Here is a 13,206-nt window from a genome sequence, read left to right on the forward strand (position 1 = left end):
CCGCCCGCCCCGCGTCGCGGTCGGCATGCCCGGCGGGCGCGGCTCCGGCGGCCCCGGGGCCGGTGGTCCCGGCGGGTGCGTCGCCGTGGCCGTCGCCGTGGCCGTCCAGGGCCAGGATGCGGGCCCGCTGCCCCGCGGTGAGGGAGTCCAGCAGCCCCTGGGCCTCCTCCGGCTTCTCCTCGGCTGCCTGCTGCTGCTCGTCGGCCTCCTGCTGCGCGCCGCGCAGCTCCTCGGCCTCGTGGTGCAGCCGGTCCACCCGGGTCCGGATCTCCGCCGGTCCCGGCTGCGGCTCGGCGGACGCGGCCGGAAGGGGCAAGGCGGCGGTCGCGGCGAGGGTCAACGTGGTGGCTGTGGCTGTGGCTGTGGCTGTGGCTGTGGCTGTGGCCGGTGGCCGGACGGGTCGGGCGGAACGGGGGGAACGGGGGCGGCGCCCGGTCAGTGCGCCGAGCAGCCCCCCGCGGCGCTTGCGATGCTGTGCCATGGCCCGGGACGCTAGCCGCGCCGCCGGTGTCCCCCGGGCGGTGCGACCGGTATTGCCGGGTATTGGCGGCAATCGACCAGCCGCCGGTCTGCGGCCTGCGCCGAAGCCCGGCCGGGCCGCCCGCTTCCGACCGCTCTTGCGTGCATGTGGCCGTTCGAATGGTGTGGACTGTCCGTTCGGCCGATGTTCGGAGGCTATTCGGACGCGGCCCCGGCGAGCTGGTCGATATGGCTGCGGAACTCCTCCAGCGGCCGGTTGCCGATCAGCGGATGCCCGTTGACCAGAAAGGTGGGCACCGCGCTGATGCCGAGCAGCAGCGCCTCGTCCGCGTCGGCCGCCACCGCGTCGGCGGCGGCCTCCGCATCCATGTCCGTCTCGAAGCGCTGCAGATCCGGCACCCCGGCGTCCTCCGCCATGGCCAGCACGTTCTCCCGGGAGAACCGCCCGCTGCCCAGATGGGTGTCCTCGGCGTAGGCGGCCCGGTAGAACTCCCAGAACCGGTCCTGCTGCCCGGCCGCCCAGGCGGCACGCGCGGCCAGATCCGACTCCGGGCCGTTGACCGGGAAGTTGCGGAACTCGATGCGCAGCACCCCGGCGTCCACATAGGCGGAGATCAGCTCCGGCTCCGTCTCCCGGGCGAAGCGGGCGGCGAGCGCGGACTGGAAGTCGGCGTAGGTGAGCATCACCACCGGGGCGTCGGGATCGCCCATGGCCAGCGGGTCACCGGCGTCGCGCCGGGCCAGGCCGTGCACCGGGTGGTCCTCGGGCAGCGGTTGCAGCGCGGAGGGGCCGGGAGCGTCCGCCGTCCGCTGTCCGGCGCCGTCCGGGCTCTCCCCGCCGCCGCTGCCGCCGGACAGCGCGGCGGCCAGCAGCCCCAGCACCAGCGCCGCGGTCACCAGGGTCGCGACCGCGCCCACCAACACCTTGGGATTCCAGCCAATCACCCCTCCAGTCTGCGGGACACCGGTGGCAACCGGGAGCCCGGGCCCCAGTACGCTCCGGTGCCATGGACGTACTCATCGGCATCTTCCTGGGATTCCACTTCATCGGCATCGCCGCGCTGCTGGGCGGCTTCTTCTACCAGATGAGCGCGCTGCGGACCGGTGAGGCCCGCATGGTGCCGGGCATGCTGCACGGTGCGCTGACCATGCTGGTGACCGGTGTGATCCTGGTCGGCCTGCGGGAGGCGGACGACGGCGACGTGAACAACGTCAAGGTCGGCATCAAGCTGGTCATCCTGGTGGCCATCCTGGCCCTGGTCTACCTCAAGCGGGACGAGGAAAAGGTGCCCGCCCCGCTGTTCGGCACCGTCGGCCTGCTCACCCTCACGAACATCTTCATCGCCACCATCTGGTGAGCCGCGCCTCCCCGGCACGGGCCCCGCAGGGGCGGCGGGCGGGCGGTCCGCCGCCCGGGCTGGGCGGACACCGGCAGGGCCGCGGGGACGGGGCCGCGGGAATGAGCGGGGCTACGCGGGGCGGACGGCGGCGTAGAAGGGCATGTAGTCGACCGACTCGACCTTGACCACATCGCCGGGCTTGGGCGCGTGGATCATCATGCCGTCACCGATGTACAGCCCCACATGGCTGATGTCGTTGTAGAAGAACACCAGATCGCCCGGGAGCATGGCATCGCGCGAGATCCGGGTGCCGACGTTGACCTGGTCGTACGTCACCCGCGGCAGCTCCACGCCGGCGGCCCGCCAGGCGGCCTGGGTCAGGCCCGAGCAGTCATAGGAGTTCGGCCCCGTCGCGCCCCAGACGTAGGGCTTGCCCAGCTGGGCCTCGGCAAAGGCGATCGCCTCCGCCGCCTGCGCGGCATAGCCGCCGTCCGCCGAGCCGCCCGAGCCGTCCGAACCGGTGGAGCCGGAGGTGTCCGGAGTACCGGAGGAGCCCGAGGCGTCCGCGGACCCGGCTTCCTGCTGCTCCTGCTCCTGCGCCGCGGCCTCCTGCTCGGCCGCCTCCCGGGCCGCGGCCTCGGCCTCGGCCCGTTCCTGCGCCAGCCGCTCCTGTTCCAGCCGCTGCTGCTCCTCCCGCCGGCGCTCCTCCTCCAGCCGCCGCTGCTCCTCGGCCTGACGCTCGGCCTCCTCGCGCTCCAGCCGTTCGAGCTCCTCCAGCTCGGCGGTCTCCTCCTGGCTGAGGGACTCCAGCAGCTCCCGGGCCTCGGCGAGCTTGCCCTGCACCTCCTCCTTGCGCTCCTGGAGTTCCGCCTGCTGCTCCTCCAGGTTCTCCAGGGCTCCGGCGGCCTCCTCGCGGGCGGTCTCCGCCTCCGCACTGCGCCGGGTGAAGTCGTCCAGCGCGCGCTGCTGCTCCTCGGTGGCCCGGCCCAGCACGTACTTGGCGTCGAAGTACCCCTTCGGGTCGTCCACCAGCAGCAGGGTCGCGGTCTCCGAGCCGCTGCCGTGCCGGTACTGGGCGGCGGCGAACCGGCCGAGCGAGCGGCGGGCCTCGTTGACCTGCCCGGTGGCCTCGGCGGCCTGCTCCAGCAGCCGGTTCACGGTCTCCTGCTGGGCGGCCGTCGTCTCCTCGGCGACCAGGTAGTCCTGGGTGGCCACGCCCGCCTGGTGGTACAGCTCGTCCACCCGCTCCTTGACCTCGGCGGCGCGGGCCGCCGCGCCCTCGGCCTTCTGCCGCTGCTCCTCGATCGCGGCGGCGGCCTCCCCGGCCTCGTCGTCGGCCCAGGCGCTCTGGGCGAAACCCTGCGAGAAAAGGGTGGCGGAGAGGGCGGCGGTGCCGACGCCGATGGCGCCGCGCCGGGCGGCGGGGGAGTCGAGCAGTCCTTGACGCGGCTTGCGGTGAGCACCCAAGGCCGTTCTCCTTCCTCCCCCGTGCCCGTGGGCACCGGGGACGCCCCACCCGCACGGTGGGAGGGGGCGGCCCGTGCCGCGCACTGACGACGGCTGGGGGGACCGGACCGCTTGGCAGCGCAGGCTAGCCACCCTTAAGGGCCAAAGGGAAGGCTGATGTTCGAAATGACGGAAATCTTCCCGTGACTTTTCCGTGATGAGGGCGGGATGCAGCCGAGATGTACCGGACGTTTACCGTCCGCTGTCACCGCTCCGGCGACCGGACGGCGGACCCGGCGGAAAAGCCGGTAAACATCTCCCGCCCGCCGGCCTGTTACTCCGCGAGCACATGACCCGAAGCGGGGAGGACCGGCATGGGGAACGTACTGCTGGCGGCGGCCGGACTCGGCGCGGCCGCACAACTGGGGAGGATTCTGCTGTTCTGGCTCATGGCCAGGGAGCGGACGCGTATGGTGTCCGGCACGCTGCGCCACGGGCGGGCGGCCGTCGTCGTGGAACACGACGGGCCCGGTCGCGCCCGGCTGGAGGTACGGCGGGGAGGGGACCGGCGCGATGCCTGAACCGACGGCGACCCGGGAGAGCGGGTCCACCGAGGAATTCGATGCCTTCTTCGAGCGGTCGTTCCCGGGCATGCTGGCCCGCGCCCGCCTGCGCAGCGCCTGTCCGCAGGATGCGGACGACGCGCTGCAGGAGGCGTACACGGCGGCATTCCGCCGCTGGGACTCACTCCGCGACTACGAATCCCCCGACGCCTGGGTCTACAAGGTCCTCCGGCAGCGCCTGGCGGAAGCGGCCCGGCGCCGCCGGCGGGCGGTACCCTCCGGCCTGGCCGGGCTCCCGCAGCCGCACGCCGCCGACCCGGCGGACGCCGTGGAGGTGCGGGAGGCGCTGCGGGCCCTCGACACCCTGCCCGGGCGCCAGCGGATGGTGATGATCCTGCACACCCTGGAGGGGATGCCCCAGCAGGAGATCGCCGACCTGCTGAAGGTGAGCCGGGCGACCGTCGCGGTCACCCTGTACACCGCGCGCCGGAAGCTGGAGAAGCTCCTCGGGCGGCCTGAGCGCGGCGCCTCGGGCCGCCCGTCCGGCACCCGGCGGCACGCCCTGATCCCGGCCGGCCCGCAGCCGGCGCGGTGGGCGGCGACCGGGCCGGTCGCCGGGCTGCTGCGGGCGGCCGAGCTTGCGCTGCGCCGGGACTTCGCCGGGCGGCCGGAGCTCGGTGCACCGCTCCGGGCCGCCGTGCACGGTTCGGTGCGGGGAAGGCAGGCGTGACCGCCATGCCGAGAGCGGCGCTCGCACTCCTGCTGCTGGCCGGGTTCCAGCTCGCGGGCTGGTCACTGGTCCTGGGCCACGGCGTCTTCACCGCGCTGACCCTGCTGGAACTGCTCAACCCCGAGACCAGCCTCGCCGGTCCGCTTCCCCTGCTTCTCGCGGTCTGCGGGGCACCGGTGACGGCCGGGGTGGTCCGCGCGCTGCTGGCCGGCCGTGCGTTCCACGGACCGCAGCCCGGATCGGTCCCGGTCGGCCGCGATGCGGCCCCCGGGCTGTGGGAGACGGTCACCGCCCTGGCGGCCGAGGTCGGCACCTCGGCGCCCACGGACATCCGGCTGACCATGGAGGCCAACGCCTGTGTCGAGGAGACCTCCCGCGGCGGCGCGGGTGGCCGGGAACGGCGCCTGTACGTCGGCGTACCGCTGCTGGCCGGGCTGCGCGCGGACGAGTTCCGGGCCGTGCTCTGCCACGAACTCGGCCACTACGCCGGGCGGCACACCCGCTTCGGCTCCCTGCCGGCCGCCGTCCACCACGGCTCGGTGCGCCTGCACTCGGCGGGCCGGGCCATGGCGGGCGCCAGCGCGCGGAACGCGGCGCTCGCCCTGTACTCCTCCTCCCAGCGGGCAGTGCTGACCTGCTGCACGTCTCTGTACGACCTGCTCACCCTGCCCCTGCGCCGCCGTCAGGAACTGGAGGCCGACGCCACCGCGGCGGCCGTGGCGGGCCGGGAGGTGACGGCCGCCGCGCTGGAGGCCTCCGTACTCCTGGAGTACGCCTGGACGGATTTCACCGTGCGGTTCCTCGACCCCCTGCAGGACACCGGCCGTGTGCCGGACGATCCGCTGCGCGCCTTCGGGGCGATCGCCACCGATCCGCGGCACCGGGAGAGGCTCCGGCGGCGGCTCCGGGCCGCCGGGACCGGCGGGCGCGCATCGTTGCTGGACCCGCATCCGCCCCTTTGGCGGCGGCTGCGGGAGCTCACCCGCCGCCCGTCCGCTGCCCGGAGCCGCGACCTGGCCCCGGCCTTCGGCCTGCTCGGCGACCGCGTGGTGCCCCGGACGGTCTGGTCCGAGCTGTTCGCCGCCACGGGCCTGTGGCGCCTGCCGGTCCGCCTGCCCTGGCAGGACTGGCTGGACGAGGCGGCACGGCGCCAGACCGCCGCGGCCCTCGCCGAGCTGCCGGACGCCGTGTCGCTGCTCCCGGCCGCTTCCGGAGACCTCGACGGAGTGCTCCGCCTCCTGGAGGAGGGCCGGGGCACGGAGCTGGCAGATGCCCTGCGGGACGCGGACTGGGGGCAGGACCCGTGGGGCGCGCCGCCTGCGCGGCCGGCCGTGGTCGCCGTGCGCCTCCTGGTCGGGCACGGCCTGGTGGAAGCCGGCCGCGCCACCTGGTCCCGGTCCTGGACGGAGCCCGGGCGGGCGGCCGCCTCCGATCCGGACGCGGCACGGGCGGTGCAGTTGTCCGGGACCGCCGTCCACGATCCGGCCGCGATCCCGGAGCTTCGCTCTCTGCTCACGCTCAGTGGGGTGAACCTCGGTCCGCAGCCGGGCGGGCGTGACGCCGCGCCGCTCCCGGAGACGCATCTGACCGGCCACTCGGCACTGTCACGGCTGCGCCGGTTCGGGCCCCGCGGGCTGGCGGCCGGCCTGGTGGCCGCGGGCCTGCTGCTGTGGGACTCCGGCGGTGGTGAGCCCGCTCCGCATCCGTCCGCCTCCCCGCTGCCCGGCGCCGCGGTGCGGCAGCCCGAGGTGTCCGCACGGGAACTCCTCTCCGGTGAGGAGTGGGCCGCGGGCGTCGACAGGCTGCTGTGCGCGTCGCCGGGGGAGCAGCCGGCCGGGACGTGTCCGCCACTCCGGCCGGACATCCGGCCGGACATCCGGCCGGACATCCCGCCGGTGACGCTGCTGACCGTCGGGCCCGGCGACACGCTGTGGGGCATCGCCTGCCGTCACGGCACCACGGTCGAGTGGCTGATGGCCGTCAACGGCCTGGAATCGCCCGGCCTGCTCCCCGGCCGGCGGCTCGTCGTGCCGCCCCTGCCGCACGCCGACCGGGTCTGCTCCTGAGCGGGAACCCGGTCGCGGCCGGCCGGGAGCCGTCAGCCGGCGCGCTTGTCGCGGAGTCTGCGGCGCTCCCAGCGGTTGGGGTAGCGGATCACCACGCCGCCCATGCCGCCGCTGCCCGCCACCCGCAGCAGCGGCGCCCCGGCCACCGGTGCCCCGACCGCCTTGTTCTTCACCCCGCCCAGTCCCGGATTCAGCGCGGTGGTGTCCACCGGCCAGCCCTCCGGTACGACGACGACCACGCCGCCCATGTCGCCGCGGACACTGATGTCCACCACCTGGTGCGGCACCTCGGCACGGGTGAAGTCCAGCTTGACGCTGCCCATCCCGCCGTAGACCTCGATCCGGTCCGGTACCACCCAGTGCCCGACCCGTGACGTGCCGTGCATGCCGCCCTTGATCAGCAGCGGCTGCTGCGCCGCCGCCTGCCGCGCGGCCTGCAGCGCCCGCCCGGCGACGGCCGCCGGGTCCGCGGGCAGGTCGGCGGTGACCGGCTCCAGCTCTCCGTAGGTCTTGGCCGCAAAGACCTGGTCCAGCCGCTCCTGGAGCTCCTCCAGGTCGATCCGGCCCTCGGCGGCGGCATCCCGCAGCCGCTCGGCCACCGCCTCCCGGTCGGCGTCGGAGGCACGCAACTCCGGCTGCCGGCGGGCGGGATCGGGCTCCGGAGCGCTCGGCCGCGGGGAGATTCTCATGACCTGGATTCTAAGCAGCGGCCCGCGCCCGCCCAAGGGCCAGGGCTTGGCAAAGGCCCGGGCAGGGGAGCGGGCGGGGCGCATAGACTCGGTGGACGATGAGCGGCCTCTTCGACGACGACACCATGGACAGCCTCCTGGCGGACCCGAAGCACCGGCGGCCCTCCGGGGAACCGCCGGACGCGGAGGAGCCGCCCCCGCCTCCGGAGGCGGACGACCCCTGGGCGCCGCCGGAGGAGCCCCTGCCCGACGATCTCTTCGCCGGCGCCTTCACCGCGCCCCCCGAGCAGGCCTACTACCGCAACGGCGCTCCCGTGCCCACGCTGGACCCGGCCGGGCTGCTGGAGGGGCTGAACGAGCAGCAGCGCGCCGCCGTGGTGCACACCGGCTCCCCGCTGCTCATCGTCGCCGGGGCCGGCTCCGGCAAGACCCGGGTGCTCACCCACCGCATCGCGTACCTGCTGGCCGCCCGCCACGCCCACCCCGGCCAGATCCTGGCCATCACCTTCACCAACAAGGCCGCCGGGGAGATGAAGGAGCGGGTGGAGCAGCTCGTCGGCCCGCGCGCCGGGGCCATGTGGGTGATGACCTTCCACAGCGCCTGTGTGCGCATCCTGCGCCGGGAGAGCAGGAAGCTGGGCATGACGTCCAGCTTCTCCATCTACGACGCCGCCGACTCGCAGCGGCTGATGGCGCTGGTCTGCCGCGATCTGGATCTCGACCCCAAGCGGTTCCCGCCCCGCTCCTTCAGCGCCAAGGTGTCCCACCTCAAGAACGAGCTGATCGACGAGGAGGACTTCGCTTCCCAGGCGTCCGACGGTTACGAGAAGACCGTGGCGCAGGCGTACACGCTGTACCAGTCGCGGCTGCGCGAGGCCAACGCGCTGGACTTCGACGACCTGATCATGACCACGGTCCATCTGCTGCGCGCCTTCCCGGACGTGGCCGAGCACTACCGGCGCCGCTTCCGCCACATCATGGTGGACGAGTACCAGGACACCAACCACGCCCAGTACGCCCTGGTGCGCGAGCTGGTCGGCGGCCCCGGCACCCCGCCCGCCGACCCGGACGCCCCCGGCGCGCCGCCCCCCGCCGAACTGTGCGTGGTGGGCGACGCCGACCAGTCCATCTACGCCTTCCGCGGCGCCACCATCCGCAACATCCTCCAGTTCGAGGAGGACTACCCGCAGGCCACCACCCTGCTGCTGGAGCAGAACTACCGCTCCACCCAGACCATCCTCAACGCCGCCAACGCGGTCATCGAGCGCAACACCGGCCGCCGCCCCAAGAACCTGTGGACCCGGGCCGGCGACGGCTCGCCGGTCACCGGCTATGTCGCCGACACCGAGCACGACGAGGCGCAGTTCGTCGCCGACGAGATCGACCGGCTGACCGACGAGGGCGCCACCCGCCCCGGGGACGTGGCGGTCTTCTACCGCACCAACGCCCAGTCCCGGGTCTTCGAGGAGGTCTTCATCCGCGTCGGCCTGCCCTACCGGGTGGTGGGCGGCGTGCGCTTCTACGAGCGCAAGGAGGTCCGGGACGTCCTGGCCTACCTGCGGGTGCTGGCCAACCCCGAGGACACCGTGCCGCTGCGCCGCATCCTCAACGTGCCCAAGCGCGGCATCGGCGACCGCGCCGAGGCGATGATCGACGCCCTGGCCCAGCGGGAGCGGATCTCCTTCGCCCAGGCGCTGCGCCGGGTGGACGAGGCGTACGGCATGGCGGCCCGGTCCGCCAACGCGGTCAAGCGGTTCAACGCCCTGCTGGAGGAGCTGCGCACCATCGCCGAGTCCGGTGCCGGACCGGCAACCGTGCTGGAGGCCGTGCTGGAGCAGACCGGCTATCTCGCCGAACTCCAGGCGTCCCACGACCCGCAGGACGAGACCCGGGTGGAGAACCTCCAGGAGCTGGCCGCCGTGGCCCTGGAGTTCGAGCAGAACCAGCCGGAGGACGAGCCGGGCACGCTGGCCGACTTCCTGGAGCGGGTGGCGCTGGTCGCCGACTCCGACCAGATCCCGGAGGAGGGCGAGGGCGGCGAGGGCGGGGTGGTGACCCTGATGACCCTGCACACCGCCAAGGGCCTGGAGTTCCCGGTGGTCTTCCTCACCGGCATGGAGGACGGCGTCTTCCCGCACATGCGCTCGCTGGGCAAGACCAAGGAGCTGGAGGAGGAGCGGCGGCTGGCGTACGTCGGCATCACCCGGGCCCGGGAGCGGCTCTACGTCACCCGCTCGGTGCTGCGCAGCGCCTGGGGCCAGCCGCAGTACAACCCGCCTTCCCGGTTCCTGGAGGAGATCCCGGACAGCTACATCGACTGGCGCCGGCTGGGCGGTACCGCCTCGGCCCCGGCACCGGCCTCCGGGCCGGTCGCGGCGCCCCGCAGCCCGGGGCGGCCCGCCTCCTCCGGCTTCGCGACCGGGCGGATCAAGGACCGTCCGGTGGTGGAGCTGGCGGCGGGGGACCGGGTCAGCCACGACACCTTCGGCCTCGGCCGGGTGGTCGCGGTCCAGGGCAGCGGCGACAAGGCGCAGGCCACCATCGATTTCGGCGACGGCGGGACCAAGCGCCTGCTGCTCCGGTACGCCCCGGTGGAGAAGCTGTAACGCCCAGCCTTTTCTTGTCCGGGTCGTGTCACAGTGTCCGGCCGGACCTTGTGACCGCGGCGCACGAGGCGATGAGATGCCAGCAGTGCTTTCCGGGACGTCTGCCTTCACCGCGGGCTCCCGCCGACCACGCTTCCAGGGGGAAAGATGAGCCAGCCGTGGCAGCCGCAGCAGCCGGGCGGCATGGGCGGACCGCCGCCCGGGCCCGGCGGGTACGGGGGAGCCCCGCAGCAGCCCCAGCCCGGCTACGGCTATCCGCAGCAGCCGCCGCCCGGCCCGCCGGGCTACGGCTACCCGCAGCAGCCCCAGCCCGTTCCGCAGCCCGGCCCGCCCGGGCCCGGCGGGTACGGGGGCTATCCGCAGCAGCCCGGCGGCTTCCCGGGTCCGCCTCCGCCGCACATGGCCAGGCCGGGCGGTGCGCAGAACGTGGCGCTGGCGATCATCCTGGCCGTGGTGGCCACCGCGGTGGGCGGCCTGCTGTACGCCCTGCTGGTGGATGCCACCTTCGACAAGGAGAAGGGCGAGTTCGCCTCCATCGGCTACGCGGCGCTCGGCGTCGGCATGCTGGTGGGCCTCGGCCCGGGCCTGTTCGCCAAGCGCAACTGGGGCATCTACCTGGTGGGCGCGGTGCTGGCGGTGGTCTCCGTGACCATCGGCGAACTGCTGGGCGTCGCGATCGCCGCCTCGGGCGACTTCGGCGACGGCTTCGAGGCCTTCTTCACGGAGTTCGGCGACCTCTGGGACTTCTGGACCGAGATCAGCAAGCCGGTCAACTATCTCCTGATGCTGCTGGCTCCCCTCGGAGCGATCGGCATCACCCAGGCCGTGCTGCGCCGCTCGGGGGCCCGGTAACGGGTGCGGTACCGCTGACCGCGGCCGGCGGGTCCGTCCGGGCCCGCCGGTTCAGGTCGGTTCCAGGCCCTTGCCGCGGAGCCAGGTGACCGGGTCGACGGTCGAGCCGCCGCCGGGCCGGACCTCGAAGTGCAGGTGCGGGCCGATGGAATTGCCCGAGTTGCCGGAGTAGGCGATGATCGTGCCGGCCTGTACGGAGCCGGAGTAGTAGACGTAGCTGCTCAGGTGGGCGTACCAGGTCTCCGTGCCGTCCGGCGCGGTGAGGATCATCAGGTTGCCGTAGGAGACGTGCCACTGGGTGCGGATGGTGCCGTCGGTGGCGGCCCGCACCGGGGTGCCGTAGCTCACCGGGAAGTCGACGCCCGTGTGGGTGGACATCCAGTTGATGCCGGACTGGCCGTAGACGGCGCTCAGTCCGCGCTGCTCGACCGGGAGGAAGAACTTGGGCCGGGCGGCTTCTCTGCGCTCGGCCTCCTCCTTGGCCTTGCGCGCCTCCTCCGCCTTCTTCTCCTCCAGATCGATCCGGCCCTGGGTCCGGCTGGCCCGGTCCGCGTAGTCGTCCGCGGCGGCGGTGAGCCCTTCGAGCTGGGTGTTGAACTCCTGGTTGGCGGCGATCTCGGTGGCCTCGTCCGGATCGGCCTCGCCGAGCGCGGTGTCCTCCCCGGCCCGGGAGGCGTCCGAGCCGCCGACCGCCGCGGCGGTCGCCACGGCCGTGACGCCCAGGACGCACAGCGAGGGCGCGGCCACGGTCAGCAGGGCGGAGCGGCGGGGTTTCGGCTGGCGGCGGCGGCCCCTGCCGCCCGGCGGGCGGGCGGCGAGTGCGGCCTCGGGGCTGTTCCGCTGCTCCTCGGTGGTGTCCGGATCGTCCGGGTCGTCGGGCGTGAAGCCGTCGTCCCACGGCTGCGTGCCGGCCTCGGCCCCGTCGTCGTAGCCGCTGTCCCACTGCGCCGCCGAGTCCTCGGGGGCGGCGGGCTGTCCGTGGAACTGCTCTCCGGTGCCGCCCGGCGCGGTCTGCGTCCCGGTCTCGTGCTGCTGCCAGTCGCCGTGCTGCTGCTCGGACTCGGGCGGTGCCTGCTGCTGGGGGCCGGTGTTCTCCCACTCGGCCGGTCCGGGCTGGGCCGGGATGAAGCCCTCGTGGGCGGCCGGATGGCCGCCGGAGTCCCAGTCGTTGCCGCCGGAGCCGGAGGTCCAGGTGCTCCAGCCGCCGGTGTCGCCGGTGCCGCCCGTGTCCCAGCCCTGGGCGGACGGGTACGGGCCGCTGTCCGTGAAGCCCTGCGCGTAGTGCTGCGCGTACTGCTGCTGTTCCTGCTCCGGCGGGATGCCGCCGGCGAACTGGGGAACCCCGTGGGCCGGCGTCTGGTCCCAGGCGGTGGTGTCGAACTGGCCGCTGCCGTACGCCGCGGCCTGGCCGTACGGGTCGCTGCCGTAGCCGCCGTAGCCGCCGTGGGAATCGCCGCAGGAGGAGGACTGGCCGCCCAGCGGGTCGTNCAGGAGGAGGACTGGCCGCCCAGCGGGTCGTATCCGTGGCCGCCGGTGTGTCCGAAGTGGTGGTGCTGCGTGCCGTACTGCGCGTGGTCGTACAGCGGGTCACTGACGTGGTCAGTGCTTCCGGCCGGGTACGAGACCCCCGACGCGTGACGATCACTCACCGACTACGCCTTTCGGCTCGACAACAGGAGCGGGAGTAGCTGTCCCCCGACGGCTGCTGGGCCGTGACTGTACCCGGGGGTACCGGGCAGCCACAATCTTTCCCGTGTTTCGGTGCCCGGGGAAACGGGCATTCGGCCCTCTTTCGGGGGAAGCTGCATGGGTACTGCACGGCATTTTCGATTGACGTTCGATTCGGCGGGCCGCTCCGGTGTCCGGCGGCGGGGTGTGATTTCTCCTACCTCCGCCCTCCGGGGTAGAGCGGGATGCGAGATGCTGTCGCTAACGTTCGTTCACTCCGGCAGTCAGGCCGTGGTGGCAGGGAGGAAGAGATGGGTGTGACGGGTCCGATCCGCGTAGTCGTCGCCAAGCCGGGCCTGGACGGCCACGACCGAGGCGCCAAGGTCATTGCCCGCGCGCTGCGGGACGCCGGTATGGAAGTCATCTACACCGGGCTGCACCAGACCCCCGAGCAGATCGTGGACACCGCTATTCAGGAGGACGCGGACGCCATCGGCATGTCGATTCTGTCCGGCGCGCACAACACCCTCTTCACCCGGGTCATCGAACTCCTCCGGGAGCGCGAGGCCGAGGACATCACCGTCTTCGGCGGCGGCATCATCCCGGAGGACGACATCCCGCCGCTGAAGGAGAAGGGTGTCGCGGAGATCTTCACGCCGGGCGTGCCGACCGGTGATGTCGTCGCCTGGGTCCGCTCCCACGTCCGCGCGGCCTGACGCCCGGCCGCGAGCGCGCCCCGGCCGCGCGCCGGGCCAGGGCTCCGCGC

Annotated in this window: 11 protein-coding genes and 1 pseudogene; 7 read left to right on the forward strand and 5 right to left on the reverse strand. The window is 73.7% G+C overall.

What is annotated here, in order from left to right:
• A pseudogene (locus GQS09_RS21955) lies at positions 1-340 on the reverse strand (hypothetical protein); the annotation flags it as partial.
• Positions 341-675: 335 nt separating this feature from the next.
• The gene (locus GQS09_RS21960) at positions 676-1,425 is read right to left on the reverse strand and encodes a thioredoxin domain-containing protein (protein WP_207958124.1); all 750 of its coding nucleotides are present in this window, start codon (positions 1,423-1,425) and stop codon (positions 676-678) included.
• Between the two features lie 62 nt (positions 1,426-1,487).
• Between GQS09_RS21960 and GQS09_RS21965 the strand changes: the two genes are divergently transcribed.
• A complete protein-coding gene (locus tag GQS09_RS21965) occupies positions 1,488-1,838 on the forward strand; it encodes a hypothetical protein (protein ID WP_165988942.1) in 351 nt (116 codons plus the stop codon).
• Between the two features lie 111 nt (positions 1,839-1,949).
• On the opposite strand, the gene GQS09_RS21970 is transcribed toward GQS09_RS21965, so the two are convergent.
• Complete coding sequence (locus GQS09_RS21970) at positions 1,950-3,287, reverse strand: NlpC/P60 family protein (protein WP_165988943.1); 1,338 nt, start codon at positions 3,285-3,287, stop codon at positions 1,950-1,952.
• Positions 3,288-3,640: 353 nt separating this feature from the next.
• On the opposite strand from GQS09_RS21970, the gene GQS09_RS21975 reads away from it, so the two are divergent.
• Genes GQS09_RS21975 through GQS09_RS21985 form a run of 3 tightly spaced genes read left to right on the forward strand, consistent with a single transcriptional unit; the run spans position 3,641 to position 6,625 of the window.
• Positions 3,641-3,847 carry a hypothetical protein gene (locus GQS09_RS21975; RefSeq protein WP_165988944.1) on the forward strand — a complete coding sequence of 69 codons (207 nt, stop codon included), beginning with the start codon at positions 3,641-3,643 and terminating at the stop codon, positions 3,845-3,847.
• Positions 3,840-4,559 (forward strand): RNA polymerase sigma factor, encoded by a 720-nt coding sequence (locus tag GQS09_RS21980; RefSeq protein ID WP_165988945.1) that lies wholly within the window; start codon positions 3,840-3,842, stop codon positions 4,557-4,559. The genes GQS09_RS21975 and GQS09_RS21980 overlap by 8 nt, the downstream gene beginning before the upstream one ends.
• A gap of 5 nt (positions 4,560-4,564) precedes the next feature.
• Positions 4,565-6,625, forward strand: a complete 2,061-nt coding sequence (locus GQS09_RS21985; RefSeq protein ID WP_243761654.1) for a M48 family metalloprotease — start codon at positions 4,565-4,567, stop codon at positions 6,623-6,625.
• Positions 6,626-6,657: 32 nt separating this feature from the next.
• Here GQS09_RS21985 and GQS09_RS21990 read toward each other — a convergent pair whose 3' ends face one another.
• A complete protein-coding gene (locus GQS09_RS21990) occupies positions 6,658-7,314 on the reverse strand; it encodes a DUF1707 domain-containing protein (protein ID WP_165988947.1) in 657 nt (218 codons plus the stop codon).
• A 98-nt stretch (positions 7,315-7,412) separates the two neighbouring features.
• Here GQS09_RS21990 and pcrA point away from each other — a divergent pair, with 98 nt between their 5' ends.
• Both pcrA and GQS09_RS22000 read left to right on the forward strand, forming a co-directional pair.
• On the forward strand, positions 7,413-9,920 hold the full coding sequence (pcrA, locus tag GQS09_RS21995) for a DNA helicase PcrA (protein ID WP_165988948.1): 2,508 nt from the start codon (positions 7,413-7,415) through the stop codon (positions 9,918-9,920).
• A 147-nt stretch (positions 9,921-10,067) separates the two neighbouring features.
• Positions 10,068-10,772 carry a hypothetical protein gene (locus GQS09_RS22000; protein WP_165988949.1) on the forward strand — a complete coding sequence of 235 codons (705 nt, stop codon included), beginning with the start codon at positions 10,068-10,070 and terminating at the stop codon, positions 10,770-10,772.
• Positions 10,773-10,823: 51 nt separating this feature from the next.
• Here the strand turns inward: GQS09_RS22000 and GQS09_RS30730 are convergent, their stop codons facing one another.
• Positions 10,824-11,519 carry a M23 family metallopeptidase gene (locus tag GQS09_RS30730; RefSeq protein WP_313896272.1) on the reverse strand — a complete coding sequence of 232 codons (696 nt, stop codon included), beginning with the start codon at positions 11,517-11,519 and terminating at the stop codon, positions 10,824-10,826.
• Positions 11,520-12,751: 1,232 nt separating this feature from the next.
• Here GQS09_RS30730 and GQS09_RS22010 point away from each other — a divergent pair.
• Positions 12,752-13,156 carry a cobalamin B12-binding domain-containing protein gene (locus GQS09_RS22010; RefSeq protein WP_165988950.1) on the forward strand — a complete coding sequence of 135 codons (405 nt, stop codon included), beginning with the start codon at positions 12,752-12,754 and terminating at the stop codon, positions 13,154-13,156.
• Positions 13,157-13,206 lie beyond the last annotated feature (50 nt).

This window comes from Streptomyces sp. YIM 98790 (assembly GCF_011421595.1).
GTDB lineage: Bacteria > Actinomycetota > Actinomycetes > Streptomycetales > Streptomycetaceae > Streptomyces.